This is a genomic window from Kitasatospora sp. NPDC054795, from assembly GCF_053611565.1.
Genome location: NZ_JBSHAP010000026.1, coordinates 53,296 through 71,083, shown reverse-complemented (window position 1 = coordinate 71,083; position 17,788 = coordinate 53,296). Strand labels below are relative to the sequence as shown.

1 protein-coding gene is annotated in these 17,788 nt (G+C 77.4%); it reads left to right on the top strand.

Going from position 1 to position 17,788, the window contains the following annotated elements; translation table 11 throughout:
- Positions 1-128 precede the first annotated feature (128 nt).
- Positions 129-17,786 (top strand): non-ribosomal peptide synthase/polyketide synthase, encoded by a 17,658-nt coding sequence (locus tag ACWGJO_RS12520; protein ID WP_452183409.1) that lies wholly within the window; start codon positions 129-131, stop codon positions 17,784-17,786.
- The last annotated feature ends 2 nt before the right edge of the window (positions 17,787-17,788 follow it).

The window sequence follows — 17,788 nt, the reverse complement described above, 5'->3', positions numbered from 1 at the left end:
ACCGCACTGCCGCACCACCGTTCCCCCGTGTTCCCGTTCCCCCGTTCCCCTGTTCCTCCGGGCCCGAGGGCGGGCTACCGCCTGCCCCGGTGCCCTCGTCGTCGCCCCCATCGGAAGGACCTTCCGCCATGGCCGACCGGCCTGCCCAGCCCGTGCACCCGTCCGCTCCGCCGCAGGCCGGCGGCACCACCGGAGCCCCCGGAGGCACCTCCCCGACGCCCCGGACCCTGGACACGCTGTTCGCCGCCCAGGCGGCCCGCACCCCGCTCGTGCCCGCGGTGACCGACGGCCGGCGCAGCTGGACCTACCGGGACCTGGCGGAGCGCGTCGAGCGGCTGGCCCGCGATCTGCGCCGGCGCGGCGCCGGCCCGGAGCGGACGGTGGCGCTGGTCCTGCCGCGGTCCATGGAACTGGTCGCCGCCGAACTGGCCGTCGCCCGGGCGGGCGCCGCCTTCCTGCCCGTGGACCCGGGCTACCCCGCCGAGCGGCGGGCGCTGATGCTCGCCGACGCCGCCCCCGCGATCGTCCTGGACGACCCGGCCGCCGTGAGCCGGGTCCTGGAGACGGCCGCGCCCGCAGGCCCGGACGTGCCGGGCACCGCGGCCGGTACCGACCACCCGGCGTACGTGATCTACACCTCGGGCTCCACCGGCACCCCCAAGGGCGTCGTCGTCACCCACCGGGGGATCGCCGGCTTCACCGCCGCGGCCGTCGAGAACTACGCGCTGCGGCCCGGCGACCGGGTGCTCCAGTTCTCCTCGCCCAGCTTCGACGCCTCCGTCCTGGAACTGTTCGTCTCCGTCCTCACCGGCGCCACCCTGGTGATCCCCCCGGACGGCCCCTGGCTGGGCGAGGAGCTCGCCGCCGTCCTGGACGAGCACCGCATCACCCACACCCTGATCCCGCCCGCCGCCCTGGCCACCGTCCCCGCCGGCACGGGCCGCCACCTGCGCACCCTGATCGTCGGGGCCGAGGCCTGCTCCGCCGAGCTGGTCGACCGCTGGGCGCCCGGCCGACGCATGATCAACTCCTACGGTCCGACCGAGGCCACCATCGTCGCCACCTGGACCGGCCCGCTCACCGCCGGCACCGGGTCACCCACCATCGGCGGCGCCCTGCCGCATGCCCGGGTGCACGTGCTCGACGAGGCCATGCGGCCCCAGCCGCCCGGCACCGACGGCGAGCTGTACCTCGGCGGCGACGGCGTCGCCCGCGGCTACCTCGGCCGACCCGGCCTGACCGCCGCGCGCTTCGTCGCCGACCCCTTCGGCGCGCCCGGCGCCCGGCTCTACCGCACCGGCGACCGGGCCCGCTGGAGGGCCGACGGGGAGCTGGAGTTCCTCGGCCGGCTCGACCGGCAGGTCAAGGTCCGCGGCTTCCGGATCGAACCGGGCGAGATCGAGGCCGCGCTGCGCGCCCACCCCGCCGTCGACCAGGCCGTCGTGACGGTCCGCGAGGACGAGCCCGGCCACACCCGGCTGGTCGGCTACGCCACGCCCGCCGACCCGCGGCACGCCCCCGACCCGGCCGAGCTGCGCACCGCCCTGGCCGCCGCGCTGCCCGCCCACCTGGTGCCCGCCGCCGTCGTCGTGCTGGCCGAGTTCCCGCTCACCCCGCAGCTCAAGATCGACCAGCGGGCGCTGCCCGCCCCCGCCCGGCAGACCGCCGCCGGACGCGCCGCCCCGCGCACCGAGCGGGAGCGGGCCCTGGCCGCCGTCTGGGCCGAGGTGCTCGGCCACGACGCCGTGGGGGTGGAGGACGACTTCTTCGACCTCGGCGGTGACTCCGTCCTCGCCGCCCGCACCCTGACCCGGATCACCGAACGCCTCGGCGTCCGGCTCACCCTGCGCGACGTCTTCACCGCCCGTACCGTCGCCGCCCTCGCCCCGCTGCTCGACGCGGTGCCCGCCACCGCACCGACCGGGCCGATCCCGCCCGCCCCGCGCGGGGAGCCGCTGCCGCTGTCCAGCGCCCAGCGCCGGCTCTGGTTCCTGGACGACCTCGCCCCCGGCGGCACCGGCAACCACACCGGCGTGGCCCTGCGGCTGCACGGCGCCCTCGACCGGGACGCCCTCGGCCGGGCCCTGCGGCGGCTCACCGCCCGGCACGCCTCGCTGCGCACCACCGTCGCCACCCTCGACGGGCAGCTGGTGCAGCGCGTCGCCGAGCGGGCGGAGCTGCCGCTGCGCACCGAGGACGTCGGCGCCCTGCCCGAGGGGGAGCGTGCCCCGGCGGCCGAACGCCTGCTGACCGAGGAACTGCAACGGCCCTACGACCTCGCCCGGGGCCCGCTCGCCCGGGTGCTGCTGGTCCGGCTCGCCGCCGAGGAGCACCTGCTGCTGCTGGCCCAGCACCACATCGTCACCGACGGCTGGTCGGTGGGCGTCCTCACCCGCGAACTGGCCGCCCTCTACCGGGCGGAGGCCACCGGCGAACCCGACGCCCTGCCCGCCCCCGCCCTCCAGTACCCCGACTTCGCCCACTGGGAGCAGCACCGCCGAACCGACCACGCACCCGACCTCGCCTACTGGAAGCACACCCTCGCCGACCTGCCGACCCTGCGCCTGCCCACCGACCGCCCCCGGCCGGAGCAGCGGACCACCAACGGCGCGGCGCACCGCCACCGGCTGCCGGCCGACCTGGTCGACCGGCTGCGCCACCTCGCCGCCGGCCGCGGCACCACGGTGTTCACCCTGTTCGCCGGGGCGTGCGCGCTGCTGCTCTCGCGCCACTGCGGCCAGCGGGACGTGGCCTTCGGCACCGTCACCAACGGGCGGGACCGGCGGGAACTGGAGGAGGTGACCGGCTTCTTCGTCAACACCGTGGTGCTGCGCGGCGACGTGGACGAGCGGGCCACCGTCGACGACTTCGTGGCGGGCATGCGCACCACCCTGCTGGACGCCTTCGCCCACGCCGAGGTGCCCTTCGACCGGGTGGTCGAGGAACTGGCCCCGCCCCGCGACCCCGGCCGCACCCCGCTGGTCCAGGTCGTCGTCGTCCAGCAGACCCCCGTCACCCCGGCGCCCGCCGGGGGCCTGCGCTTCGCCGAGCACCCGCTGCCCCGCCCCGCCGCCCGCTTCGACCTGGTGCTGGAGTTCACCCCCGCCGACGGCGGCGACTGCACGCTGACGGCCGAGTACAACACCGACCTGTTCGACCGGCGGACCGTGACCGCGCTGGCGGACCACCTGCACCGCCTGCTCGCCGGGATGGCGGACGGCCCGCAGCGCACCCTCGCCGAGCTGCCGCTGATCCCCGAGGAGGAGCAGCGGGCGCTGCTCGACGCCTGGAAGCCGGACACCGCGCTGCCCGGGGCGCTCACCGCGTCCGGCGTGCCCGGCTGGACCCGCGGCTACGTTCTCGACCGTGCGCTGCGACCCCAACCCATGGGCGTACCGGGTGAGTTGTACCTCGCGGGCAACTTCCCCGGGCAGCCGGAAGGCGCCGCCGGGCAGTTCGTCGCCGACCCGTACGGCGCGCCGGGGGAGCTGCTCCACCGCACCGGGGAGCTGGTGCGGTGGACCGCCGACGGCGAGCTGGAGCACCTCGGGCGGGTCGAGCAGTGGGCGAAGCCCCGCGGGCTGCGGACCGACCCGGACGACGTGGCGCGGGCGCTGCGGCGCTGCGCCGGCGTGGCCGAGGCGGCCGCCGTCCTCACCGGCGACCCCCGGCGGCTGGTCGGCTACGTGGTGCCCGTCCCCGGCGGCCGGATCGAGCCCGAGGCGGTGCGCCGCACCCTCGCCCTGACCCTGCCCGACCACCTGGTCCCCGCCGTCGTGGTGCCGCTGCCCGCCCTGCCGCTGGGCCCCGACGGCACCCTCGACCGCGGCCGGCTGCCCGACCCCGGGCCGGCCACCACCGCCGTCCGCCACGTCGCCCCCCGCACCCCCGCCGAACGCGCGCTCGCCGGCATCTGGGCCGACGTGCTGCGGCTGGAGCGGGTCGGCGCCGACGACAACTTCTTCGATCTCGGCGGCGACTCCATCCTCGGCATCCAGGTGGTGGCCCGCTCCCGGCAGGCCGGGCTGGCGCTCACCTCCCGGGACCTCTACCGCCACCAGACGGTCGCCGCGCTCGCCCTGGCCGCGCAGGACGCCGAGGCACCGCCCGCGCCCGCCCCGGCGGCCGCCACCGGGGAGGCCGTGCCGACCCCGATCCAGCGCTGGTGGCTCGGCCGGGCCGCCGACCGGGCCGGCCACTTCGGCCAGGCGCTCTCCCTGCTGCTGCCCGACGACCTGGACCGGGCGGCCCTGGAGGAGGCCCTGAACGACCTGGTCGCCCACCACGACGCGCTGCGCTCGGCCTTCACCGCCCCGGACGGCGCCGCGCGGTGGCACATCCGGGAGCCGGCCGCCCGGCTCACCCTGGCCCGGCACACCGGCCCGGACCGGGACACCCCGCACTTCGGCCCCCACGACCTGGGCGGCGGCGGGCCGCTGCTGCGCGCCGTCCTGCACGAGCGCGCCGGGGGCCGGCCCCCGGTCCTGCACCTGGCCGTCCACCACCTGGTGGTCGACGGGGTCTCCTGGCGGGTGCTGCTGGAGGACCTCGACACCGCCTACCGCGCCCGCCGCGAGGGCCGGGACGGGGCGGCCGCCCTGCCGGTCAAGTCCTCGCCGCTGCGGCAGTGGGCCGAGCGGCTGAGCGCCTTCGCCGCCGAGGGCGGCTTCGAGGACGAGACGGAGTACTGGGCCCGGGCCGTGCCCGGGCAGCCCGACGAACCGTTCCCCGCCGAGCTCGACGGCCCCGACACCTACGCCACCGAACGCTCCGTCACCGTCCGGCTGAGCCCCGCCGGCACCGCCGCCCTGCTGCGCACCCTGCCCGACACCTACCGCACCCAGGCCAACGACGTGCTGCTGAGCGCCCTCGGCCGGGCGCTGTGCGGAGCGAGCGGGCTGGAACGGGTCGTGGTGGACGTCGAGGGGCACGGGCGCGAGGAACTGTTCGCCGAGCTCGACCTCGGCCGTACGGTCGGCTGGTTCACCACCCGCCACCCCGTCGCCCTGGCCGTGCCCGCCGGGGCCGACTGGGACACCGTCCTCAAGCAGGTGAAGGAACAGCTGCGCGCCGTCCCCCGGCGCGGCCTCGGATTCGAGGCGCTGCGGTACCTCGGGCGCCCCGGCACGGCGCCGGAGGTCCCGGCCGCCCGGATCGGCTTCAACTACCTGGGCCGCATCGCCCTGCCGGACGACCCGGACGGGCTGTTCCGCGGCACCTTCCGGCCGCTGGAGCTGGACGCCGACCCGGGCGTGGCGCGCCCCCACCCGCTGGAGGTGGTCGGCCGCCTCGACGGCGACGCGCTGGAGTTCACCTGGTTCCACTCCGCCGCCGTCCACCGGAGCGGGACCGTCGAGGCGCTGGCCCGGCGCTTCGCCGAGGAACTGGCCGACCTCGCCCGCCACGCGGCCCGCCCCGGCGCCGCCGGGCGCACCCCGTCCGACTTCCCGCTGGCCCGGCTCGACCAGGCGGCCGTGGACCGGATCACCGGCGCCGACCCGGGCGCGGTGGAGGACGTGCTGCCGCTCACCCCGACCCAGTCCGGCATGCTCTTCCACGGCCTCGCCGAGGAGGACAGCGGCGCCTACTTCCAGCAGCTGGACTTCGTCCTGGACGGCGTGCCCGACCCGGCCCGCCTCGCCGCCGCCTGGCAGTGGGTCACCGACCGCACCGCGGTGCTGCGCGCCCACGTCCGCTGGCAGGAGGTGCCCGAGCCGCTGCTGGTGGTGCACCGCCGGGTGGCCGTCCCGGTCACGCACCTGGACTGGCGCGAACTGCCCGAGCGGGAGCGCCGCGACCGGCTCGCCGAACTGCTGGACCGCGACCGGGCCCGCGGCCTCGACCTGGCGCGGGCCCCGCTCCAGCGGCTGCTGCTGATCCGGCTCCCGGACGACCGGGTGCGGGTGCTCTGGTCCTTCCACCACCTGGTCCTGGACGGCTGGAGCCTGTTCCAGGTGCTCTCGGACGTCTTCGCGGTGCACGCAGCCCTGGCCGGACCGGGACGGGACGGCGAGGTCCCGTACGGCACCGTGCCGGAGCGCCGGCCCTACCGCGACTACCTGGCCTGGCTGGGCGGGCGCGACCACGCCGAGGCCGAACGGCACTGGCGCACCCGCCTCGCCGGGCTCGCCGAGGCGACACCGCTGCCGTACGACCGCGAGCCGGTGCAGAGCCACCGCGCCGAGTCCACCCGGGCCGTGCCGTTCACCCTGCCCGCCGCCGCGACCAAGGCGCTGGAGGACCTCGCCCGCGGCTCCGGGCTGACCTTCAACACCCTGGTCCAGGGCGCCTGGGCGGCGCTGCTGGGCCGCCGGGCCGGCCGGGCCGAGGTGGTGTTCGGCACCACCTCCTCCGGGCGGCCGCCCGAGCTGCCCGGCGTCGAGACCATGACCGGCCTGTTCATCACCACCCTGCCGGCCCGCACCACGGTGCCCGCGGACGGCACCCTGGTCGACTGGCTCCGGACCCTGCAGCGGGAGCAGAGCGAGGACCGGCGGCACGGCTTCGTCCCGCTCACCCGGATGCGGGCCGGCACCGGACTGCCCGAGCAGACCGGCCTGTTCGACAGCCTGGTGGTCTTCGAGAACTACCCCGTCGACGAGGACGCGGCCGACGCCCACGGCCTGCGGCTGCGCGACCTGGACGGGATCGAGACAACCAACTACCCGCTCACCCTGCTGGCCTACCCGGGCCCGGAGCTGTCCCTGCGGCTCTGCTACGACCCGCGGCTGTTCGACGAGTCCACGGTGCGGCGGCTGGCCGGACAGCTCACCACCGTCCTGACCGCCCTGCCCGGCGGCGCCCACCGCCCGCCGGCCCGGCTGCCGCTGCTGACCGGCGAGGAGCGCCGGCGCGTCCTGGCCGACTGGAACGCCACCGCCGTCGAGGCGCCCGCCGCCGACATCGCCGAGCTGTTCGCCGCGCAGGTGCTCCGCACCCCCGGGGCCGTCGCCCTGGAGGCCGGCGACCTGCGCCTGACCTACCGCGAACTCGACGCCCGCGCCGCCGAGCTGGCGGGACGGCTGACCGCGCACGGGGTCCGGGTGGAGCAGCCGGTCGGGGTGCTGATGGAACGCTCCGTCGACCTGGTCGTCGCCCAGCTGGCGCTGGTGCGCACCGGCGCGGTCTACGTGCCGCTGGACGGCCGGGCGCCGCGCGAGCGGCTGCACCGGATGCTGGCCGGGGCCGGTGCCGACCTGCTGCTCACCGACTCCCACCGGGCCGGCACGGCCGCCGACCTGCGCCCCGCCGGGCAGGTGCTGCGGGTGGACCTCCCCGGCGACCGGCCGCCGGTGGCGGCCCCGGCGGCCGTCCACCCCGACAACGTCCAGTACCTGATGTTCACCTCGGGCTCCACCGGCACCCCCAAGGGCGTCGCGGTGCGCCGCCGCGACGTCGCCGCGCTCGCCCTGGACCGCGCCTTCGCCGGCCACGACCGGGTGCTGGTGCACTCCCCGCACGCCTTCGACGCCGCCACCTACGAACTGTGGGTGCCGCTGCTGCGCGGCGGCACCGCCGTGCTCGCCCCGCCGCAGGACCTGGACGCCGCCGCCGTCCGGCACGCCGTCACCGAGCGGGGCGTGCGCTGCCTGTGGCTGACCGCCGGCCTGTTCCGGCTGCTCGCCCAGGAGGACCCGGGCTGCCTGCGCGGCGCCCACGAGGTGTGGACCGGCGGCGAGGCGGTGCCCGGCGCCGTCGTCCGCAAGGTCCTGGCGGCCTGCCCCGGCCTCACCGTGGTCGACGGCTACGGGCCCACCGAGACCACCACCTTCGCCACCCGCCGGGCCTTCCGGGCCGGCGACGAACTGCCCGCCGTCCTGCCCATCGGCCGCCCGCTGGACAACACCCGGGTGTACGTCCTGGACGGCGCGCTCCAGCCGCAGCCGCCCGGCGTCACCGGCGAGCTGTACATCGCCGGGGCCGGCCTCGCCCGCGGCTACGCGGGCCGCCCCGGCGAGACCGCCGCCCGCTACCTCGCCGACCCCTTCGGCCCGCCCGGCGAGCGGATGTACCGCACCGGCGACACCGCCCGGTGGAGCGAGGACGGCGAACTGCACTTCGTCGGCCGCGCCGACGACCAGATCAAGATCCGCGGCTTTCGGATCGAACCCGCCGAGATCGAGGCCCGGCTCACCGCCCACCCGGCCGTCGCCGAGGCCGTCGTCTCGCTGTACCAGGACGCCGGGCGCAAGAGCCTCGCCGCCCACCTGGTGCCGGCCGAGGGGGCCGAGCCGCCCGGCGCCGCCGAACTGCGCGCCCACCTGGCCGCCGACCTGCCCGACTACATGCTGCCCGCGGCCTTCGTCACGCTGGCCGAACTCCCGCTCACCGCCAACGGCAAGGTGGACCGCCGGCGGCTGCCCGCCCCCGACCGGTCGGCGGGCGGCGACCGCCCCCACCGCGCCCCCGGCACCGACCGCGAGCGGCTGCTCGCCGCGATCTGGGCCGAGCTGCTCGGGGTCGAACGGGTCGGGCTGGACGACGACTTCTTCCTGCTCGGCGGCGACTCCATCCTGAGCATCCAGGTCGTCTCCCGGGCCCGCGCCGCCGGACTCGCGCTCTCCCCGCGCGACCTGTTCCGCCACCCCACCGTCGCCGCGCTGGCCGCGGCCGCCGGCAGCGCCGTCACCGTCGCCGGGACCGAACCGGTCAGCGGCGAGGTCGGCCTGACGCCGATCCAGCACTGGTTCCTCGACCCGAACCCGCCGCACGCCGAGCACTTCGACCAGTGCGTCGTCGTGGAGGCCCCCGGGGCCGTCGACCCGCGGGCCCTGCGCCGCGCGCTCGCCGCCCTCCGGGCCCACCACGACGCGCTGCGCTCCCGCTTCACCCGCGCCGGGGACGGCACCTGGCGGCAGCACTGCGCCCCCGCCGAGGAGAGCGCCCCCGAGCTGCTGGAGGTCCACGACCACGGCACCGAAGCGGCGGTGACCGAGGCCGCCCACGCCTCCTTCCGGCTGGACGGCGGCCCGCTGCTCACCGCCCGCCTGTTCACCGCCCCGACGGCCACCTCGTCGGCCACCGCTTCGGCCGACGCGGCCGGCGCCCGGCCCGACCGGCTGCTGCTGGCCGTCCACCACCTGGCGGTCGACGGCGTCTCCTGGCGGGTGCTGCTGGAGGACCTGGAGACCGCCTACCGGCAGGCCGTCGAGGGCCGCCCGCTGCGGCTGCCCGCCCGCACCAGCTCCGTCCGGGAGTGGGCCCGCCGGCTGGAAGGGCACACCGCGGCCGGCGGCTTCGCCGACCAGCGCGCCCACTGGGCGGCCGCCGCCCGGGCCTGCGCCACCCCGCTGCCGGTGGACGGCGACGGCGGCAACACCGCCGCCGACCTGCGCGAGGTGACCGTCCGGCTGGACCGCGAACGCACCGACGCCCTGCTGCGCGAGGTCCCCGGGGTCTACCGCACCCGGATCGACGACGTGCTGCTCACCGCGCTCGGCCGGGTGCTCGCCGAGTGGACCGGGCGCGGCACCGTCGCCGTCGGCCTGGAGGGCCACGGCCGCGAGGACCGGCTCTTCGGCGGCCTCGACCTGTCCCGGACGGTCGGCTGGTTCACCTCCCTCTTCCCGGTCGCCCTCGACATCCCGGCGGGGGACTGGGGAACCGCCCTGAAGGCCGTCAAGGAACAGCTGCGGGCCGTGCCGGACCGCGGCCTCGGGTACGGCGCGCTGCGCCACCTGGCCCGGGACGAGGCGCTCGCCGACGCCCCCGCCCCCGGTGTGAGCTTCAACTACCTGGGCCGCTTCGACTGGTCCACCGACGGCGCCGCCCTGGTCCGCGCCGTCCCCGGCGGCCTCGGCGGCGCGGAGGCGCCCGGCACCGAGCGCCCCCACCTGCTGGACGTGGTCGCCCGGGTCGAGGACGGCGAGCTGGAGATCGGCTGGTACTACAGCGCCGGCCGGCACCGCGCCGACACCGTCACCGCCCTGGCCGAGGCCATGCTCGACGCGCTGGAGCGGATCGTCGCCCACTGCGCCGAACCCGGCGCCGGCGGCCGCACCCCCTCCGACTTCCCGCTCGCCCGCCTCGACCAGGCGGCGGTGGACCGCATAGCCGGGGACGGCCGCACCGTCGCCGACGTCCACCCGCTGACGCCGATGCAGGCCGGGATGCTCTTCCACAGCCTGCTCGACCCGGACGGCGACACCTACGTCAACCAGGTCCAGCTGGTGCTGGCCGGGGTCACCGACCCGCACGCGCTGGCCGAGGCCTGGCAGCGGACCACCGACGCCAACGCCGTCCTGCGCACCCGGCTCAGCTGGCAGGACGGCGCCGAACCGCTCCAGGTGGTCCAGCACCGGGCCACCGTCCCGGTGACCCACCACGACTGGACCGGCCGCCCCGCCGAGCAGGTCGAGCGGGACACCGCCCGGCTGCTCGCCGAGGACCGGGCGGCCGGGATCGACCTGGGCGGCGCGCCGCTGCTGCGGCTGGCCCTGATCCGGCTGACCCCGACCCGGGTGCGGGTGGTGTGGACCTTCCACCACGTGCTGCTCGACGGCTGGAGCGCCGCCCAGGTCTTCGACGAGGTCTGCGAGCGCTACGCCGCCCTGACCGCCGGACGCCTTCCCGCCCCGGTCGAGCGCGCGCCCTACGCCGACTACCTGCGCTGGCTGGCAGGCCAGGACCGGGCGGCGGTCGAGCGGTACTGGCGCGACACCCTGGCCGGCTTCCCCGCCCCCACCGAACTGCCCCGGGACCGCCGCCCGTCCGGCGCCCACCGCGCCTCCTCCTCGGCCTCGGTGAAGGTCGCCCTCGGCCGCGAGCTGTCCGAGCGGCTGCGGGCCACCGCCCGACAGGCCGGGCTGACCGTCAACACGGTGCTCCAGGGCGCCTGGGCGCTGCTGCTCTCCCGCTACGGCGGCGGCGAGGACGTGGTGTTCGGCACCATCGTCTCCGGCCGGCCCGCCGAACTCCCCGGCGTCACCTCGATGGTGGGGCTGTTCATCAACGCCCTGCCCACCCGGGTGCGGATCGACGACCGGCGCCCGCTGCTGGACTGGCTGCGGGAGGTCCAGGACCAGCAGTCCGAGGCCCGCCGGCACGACGCCGTCTCGCTGGCCCAGCTCCAGGGCTGGAGCGAACTGCCCGGCGGCACCGCCCTGTTCGACAGCATCGTGGTCTTCGAGAACTACCCCTTCGACGCCCGGTCGCTGACCCGGCACGGCCTGGGCGTGGAGACCGAGCACGTGCTGGAGCCGACCAGCTACCCGCTCGGCGTGGTGGTGGCGCCCGGCGAGTCCATCGAGGTCGGCCTCGACCACGACCCGGCCGTCTTCGACGCCGCCACCGTCGAGCGGCTCGGGGCGAGCCTGCGCACCCTGCTCGCCGGGATGGCGGCCGGCCTCGACCGGCCGGCCGGCGAACTGCCGCTGCTGGACCCGGCCGAGGGACGCGAGCTGCTGGAACGCCTCGGCGGCCCGGTGCGCCGGGCGTCCCGGAGCACCCTGCCCGAGGCCTTCGCCCGGCAGGCCGCCCGCACCCCCGACGCCCCGGCCGTGCGCTCCGGCGACGACCTGCTGACCTACCGGGAGCTGGACGAACGCTCCAACCGGCTGGCCCGGCTGCTGATCGGTGCCGGCGCCGGACCCGAGCGCTTCGTCGCGCTCGCGCTGCCCCGCACCGTCGAACTGGCCGTGGCGCTGCTCGCGGTGCTCAAGAGCGGCGCCGCGTACCTGCCGGTCGACCCCGGCTACCCGGCCGAGCGGATCGCCTACCTCTTCGAGGACGTCCGGCCCGACGCCGTGATCACCGACGCCGCGACCGCAGGACGGCTCCCCGACGGCCCGTACACCCGGATCGTGCCGGACGACCCGGCCTGCCGGGAACGGCTGGCCGCCGCCCGCACCGACGCCGTCGGCGACCCGGAACGGCACGGCGACCTGCTGCCGGAGCACCCCGCCTACGTCATCCACACCTCCGGCTCCACCGGCCGCCCCAAGGGCGTGGTGGTCGCCCACGCCTCGGTGCTCGCGCTGACCGACTGGGCCGTCGCCGAGTTCGCCGGCCGAGGCCTGGAGCACGTGCTCGCCGCCACCTCGCTCAACTTCGACGTGTCGGTGTTCGAGATCTTCGCGCCGCTGCTCTCCGGCGGCTGCGTGGAACTCCTGCGCGACCTGCTGGCCCTGGCCGAGAATCCCGGCCCCCGGAGGGCCGGCCTGCTCAGCGCCGTGCCCTCGGCCCTCGGCGGACTGCTCGCCGACGGCGCCCTGCGACTCGGCGCGGACACCGTGGTGCTGGCCGGCGAAGGACTGCCCGCCCGCACCGTGCGCACCGTGCGCGAGGCCGTCCCCGGCTGCCGGGTGCTGAACATCTACGGCCCCACCGAGGCCACCGTCTACGCCACCGCCCACACCTGCGACCCCGCCGACCCCGACCGCGACCCGCCGATCGGCCGACCGGTCGGCGGCGCCCGCGCCTACGTCCTGGACGAGCGGCTGCGCCCGGTGCCCGTCGGCGCGCCGGGGGAGCTGTACCTGGCCGGCACCGGCGTGGCGCGCGGCTACCTGCGCCGCCCCGGCCTGACCGCCGGGCGCTTCCTGCCCGACCCCTACGGCCCGCCCGGCAGCCGGATGTACCGCACCGGCGACCGGGTGCGCTGGAGCGCCGACGGCGAACTGGACTACCTCGGCCGCGCCGACGACCAGGTCAAGGTGCGCGGCTTCCGGATCGAACTCGGCGAGGTCGAGGCCGCGCTGGCCCGCCACCCGCAGGTGGCGGCGGCCGCCGCCCGGGTGGTCGACCAGGACGGCCACAAGCGGCTGGTGGGCTACGCGGTGCCCCGCGACGGCGCCCTGCCCGACCCGGCCGAGTGGCGGACCTTCCTCGGCCGCACCCTCCCCGACCACCTGGTGCCCGCCCTGGTGGTGCCACTGGAGCGGCTGCCGCTCGGCGCCACCGGCAAGCTGGACCGGCGCGCCCTGCCCGAACCGGTCCCGGCCGCCCGGGCCACCGGCGGCGACCGGCCGCCGCGCACCGGAACCGAGCAGGCCCTCGCCGCGATCTGGCGCGAGGTGCTGGGCGTGCCCGAGGTGAACGCGGACGACAACTACTTCGCCCTCGGCGGGGACTCCATCCTCGGCATCCAGATCGTCTCGGCGGCCCGCCGGGCCGGCCTCGCGCTGACCCCCCGGCACCTGTTCGCCCACCAGACCCTGGCCGAACTCGCCGCTGCCGCCGAACGCGCGCCGCACCCCGGCACGGACGCCGACCAGGGCGCCGTCACCGGCGAGACCCCGCTCACCCCCGTCCAGCACTGGCTGCTGGACACCCTCGACGGCGACCCCGCCCGGCTCACCCAGTCCGTCTCCTTCACCCTCGCCCCCGGCACCGACGAGGCCGCCCTGCGAGCGGCCCTGGCCGCCGTCCTGGACCACCACGACGCCCTGCGGCTGCGCTGCGAGCCGCTCCCCGACGGCCGGTGGCGCCAGTACGGCACCGAGCCCGGCCAGGCCCCCGAACTTCGCGTCCACGAGCTGCCCGCCGCCGAGGGCGAGGAACGCGAGCGCGCCCTGCGCGACCTCGGCGAACGCCTCGCCGAGGGCTTCGACCTGGCCGCCGGACCGCTGCTGCGCGCCGCGCTCTGCCGCTTCGCCGGCGACCCCCGCCCGGTGCTGCTGCTGGCCGCGCACCACCTGGTGGTCGACGCGGTGTCCTGGCGGATCCTGCTGGAGGACCTGGAGCGCGCCCACCGTGCGGCGGCCGCGGGCCGGCGGCCCGACCTCGGCGCCAAGAGCACCTCCTTCCGGGCGTGGGCCGAACGCCTCGCCGCGCACACCGCGGCCGGCGGCTTCGACGCGGAACTCCCGTACTGGCAGCGCCTGGCGGACGGTGCGGCCGCCGCGCTGCCCACCGACCTCGACGGCGCCAACACGGCCGGGGCCGAGGAGTCGCTGACCTTCGCCCTGGACACCGAGGACACCCGCCGGCTGCTCCAGGACGTCCCGGCGGCCTACCGCACCCGGGTCAACGACGTCCTGCTCTGCGCCCTCGGCCGGGTGCTGGCCCGCTGGACCGGACGGAACCGGGTCCTGGTCACCCTGGAGGGCCACGGCCGCGAGGAACTCCTCGACGGCGTCGACCTGTCCCGCACCGTCGGCTGGTTCACCGCGATGTACCCCGTCGCCCTGGACGTGCCCCCGGACACGGACACCGGCACCGCCCTGAAGGCCGTCAAGGAGAGCCTGCGCGCCGTCCCGAACGGCGGCCTCGGCCACGGCGCCCTGCGCCACCTCAAGCCGGAGCCCGGCCTCGCGCTGCCGCAGATCGGCTTCAACTACCTGGGCCGGCAGGACCGGGACGCCACCCCCGGCGGCCTGCTGCACGCCCCGGCCGGCCCGCTCACCGGCGGCATGGACCGCACCGCCCACCGCCCCCACCTGCTGGACGTGCTCGGCCTGGTCGCCGAGGGCCGGCTCTCCTTCACCTGGTCCTACTCCCGCGAGGTGCACCACAGCGGGACAGTCGCCGGGCTGGCCGCCGAACTGCTGGACGAGCTGCGGGAGATCGTCCGCCACTGCGCCGAACCCGGCGCCGGCGGCCGCACCCCCTCCGACTTCCCGCTGGCCGGCCTGGACCAGGCCGCCGTCGACCGGCTGGCCGGCACCGGCCGGGACGTGACGGAGATCCAGCCCCTCACCCCTACCCAGACCGGCATGGTGGTGCACGGCCTCGACGAGGCCGAAGCCGGCCTGTACGTCGAGCAGATCACCTTCGTCCTGGACGGCGCCCGCGACCCCGGCCTGCTGGCCGCCGCCTGGCAGCACGTCGTCGACCGCACACCGGTGCTGCGCACCTCGGTGGTGCTGCGGGACGTTCCCGTGCCGCTCCAGACGGTCCACCGGCAGGCGACGCTTCCGGTCACCGAACACGACTGGAGCGATCTGGGCGCGGCCGAGCGCGACGCCCGGCTGGAGGACCTGCTCGCCGAACGGCGGGCCCACCCCCTGGCCCTGGACCGGGCCCCGCTGCTGCGGCTCGACCTGATCCGGATCGGGCCGAACCGGGTCCGGGTGGTCTGGGCCTTCCACCACGTGCTGCTGGACGGCTGGAGCGTCTTCCACGTCCTCGCGGACGTGCTGGCCGCCCACGCCGCCCTCGCCCGCGGCGAGCGGCCCCGACTGCCCGAGCGCCGGCCCTTCGCGGACTACGTCGGCTGGCTCGCGGAGCGCGACACCGGCGCCGCCGTCGAGCACTGGCGCGCCGTGCTGGCCGACCTCACCGCCCCCACCCCGCTGCCCTACGACCGCCGCCCCGCCCCGGGCGACACGGCCCGCTCCGGGGACTGGCTCTCGCACCGGCTGGACGAGGCGGACACCGAGCGGCTCCAGGAGTTCGCCCGCCGCCACCGGCTCACCCTCAACACCGTGGTGCAGGGCGCCTGGGCGCTGCTGCTGTCGCGCTGGAGCGGGGAACAGCGCGTCTGCTTCGGCACCACCGTCTCCGGCCGGCCCGCCGACCTGGCCGGCTCCGACGGCATCGTCGGCCTGTTCATCACCACCCTGCCCGCCCGGGTCGCCGTCGACGGCCGCCGGCCCTGCGCCGACTGGCTGCGCACCCTCCAGGAGGAGCAGGCCGAGGACCGCCGCTTCGACCACCTGCCGCTGGCCCGGATGCACGGGCTCAGCCAGGTCCCGCCGGGCACCGAGCTGTTCGACAGCCTGGTGGTCTTCGAGAACTACCCGGTCGGCGACGCCACGGCCGGCGCGCACGGCCTGCTGGTGCGCGAACTGGACGCCCGGGAGGCCACCAACTACCCGCTCACCGTGGTGGTCTCGCCCGGCGAGCGGCTCGCCGTGGAACTCGGCCACGACCCGCGCTTCCTCGACCGGGAGACCGCCCGGCGCCTCGCCGACCAGCTGCTGCACACCCTGTCCGCGCTGGCCGACTCGGACGGCACCACCCCGCTGGACGGGCTCGACCCGCTGCCGCCCGGCGAACGCGAGCGGCTGCTGCGCGGCCCGGCCCGCCCGGAGACCGGCCCGGTGTCCCCGACGACCCTGCCCGCCCTCGTCGAGGCCGCCGTGGACCGGTGGCCGCAGGCCGTCGCGCTGAGCGCGGCCGGCCTGGAGCTGACCTTCGCCGAGGCCGAGGTCCTCGCCAACCGGCTGGCCCACCGGCTGATCGCCCGCGGCGCCGGCCCCGGGCGGCTCGTCGCCCTGCTGCTGCCCCGCTCGGCCGACACCGTGCTCGCCGAACTCGCGGTGGCCAAGACCGGCGCCGCCTTCCTGCCCGTCGACCCGCACTACCCCGAGGAACGGATCGAGGCGATGCTGCGCGACGCGGCCCCCGCCCTGACCCTGGACGCCAAGGAGGTCGCCGAACTCCTCGCCGCCGAGCCGGCCGGAGCCCCCGGCCACCGGCCCACCGACGCCGACCGGACCCGCCCGCTCGACCCGGACGACCCCGCCTACGTCATCTTCACCTCCGGCTCCACCGGCACCCCCAAGGGCGTCGTCGTCACCCACCGCGGGCTCGCGGCCTTCGCCGCCGCCGAGGCCGCGCACTACCGGGCCGCCCCCGGGGACCGGGTGCTGGCCTTCGCCACCCCCAGCTTCGACGCCTCGGTGCTCGAACTGTGCCTGGCCCTGCCGCACGGCGCCCGGCTGGTGGTGCCCGAGCCCGGCCCCCTGCTCGGCGACCGGCTGGCCGGGCTGCTGCGGGCGGAGCGGATCACCCACACCCTGCTGCCGCCCGCCGCCCTGGCCACCCTGCCGGCCGACACCCCCGGCAGCCTGCCCGACCTCAGGACGCTGATCGTCGGGGCCGAGGCCTGCGGCGCCGACCTGGTCGCCCGCTGGGCCCCGCACCACCGGATGATCAACTCCTACGGCCCCACCGAGGCCACCGTGGTCGCCACCTGGTCCGCGCCGCTGACCGCGGACGGCGCCGCCCCGCCGATCGGCCGCCCGCTGCCCGCCACCGGCGCGTACGTCCTCGACGACCGGCTGCGGCCGGTGCCCGACGGCGTCCCCGGCGAACTGTGGCTCAGCGGACCGGCCCTGGCCCGCGGCTACCTCGGCCGCCCCGGCCTGACCGCCGCCCGCTTCACCGCCGACCCGTACGGGCCGCCCGGCGGCCGGATGTACCGCACCGGGGACCTGGTGCGCCGCGACCGCCACGGCGAACTGCACTACCTGGGCCGCACCGACCACCAGCTCAAACTGCGCGGCCACCGGATCGAGGCGGGCGAGGTGGAGGCCGTGCTGACGCGCCACCCGGCCGTGCTGGACGCCGTGGTGAGCATCCGGGAGGACGAGCCCGGGCTGCCCCGGCTGGTCGCCCACCTGCTGGCCGCCCCCGGCGCCGAACCGCCCACCGGCGCCGAACTGCGCGCCCTCGCCGCCCGCTCGCTGCCCGGCCCCATGGTGCCCGCCGCCTTCGCGGTGCTGGAGCGCTTCCCGCTCACCGCGAGCGGCAAGACCGACCGCGCCGCCCTGCCCGCCCCCGGACCGGAGGAGGCCGGGCCGGCCGAGCGGGTCGCGCCCCGCACCCCCACCGAGGAGGCGGTGGCGGAGATCTGGGCCGAGACCCTGCACACCGACGTCGGCGCCACCGACGACTTCTTCCAGCTCGGCGGCGACTCCGTGCGCGCCCTGCTGATCGCCTCCCGGGCCAACGACGCCTTCGGCGTCACGCTCACCCCCCGCGACGTGCTGGTCTCCCGCACCGTGGCCGCCCTGGCGGACCTGGTCGAGGACCTGGTGCTGAGCGAACTCGAAGCCGCCGCCCTGGGCGGACCCGACGAAGCCGCCACCTCCGGCCGCCCCGACGACGACGAACGGTGAGG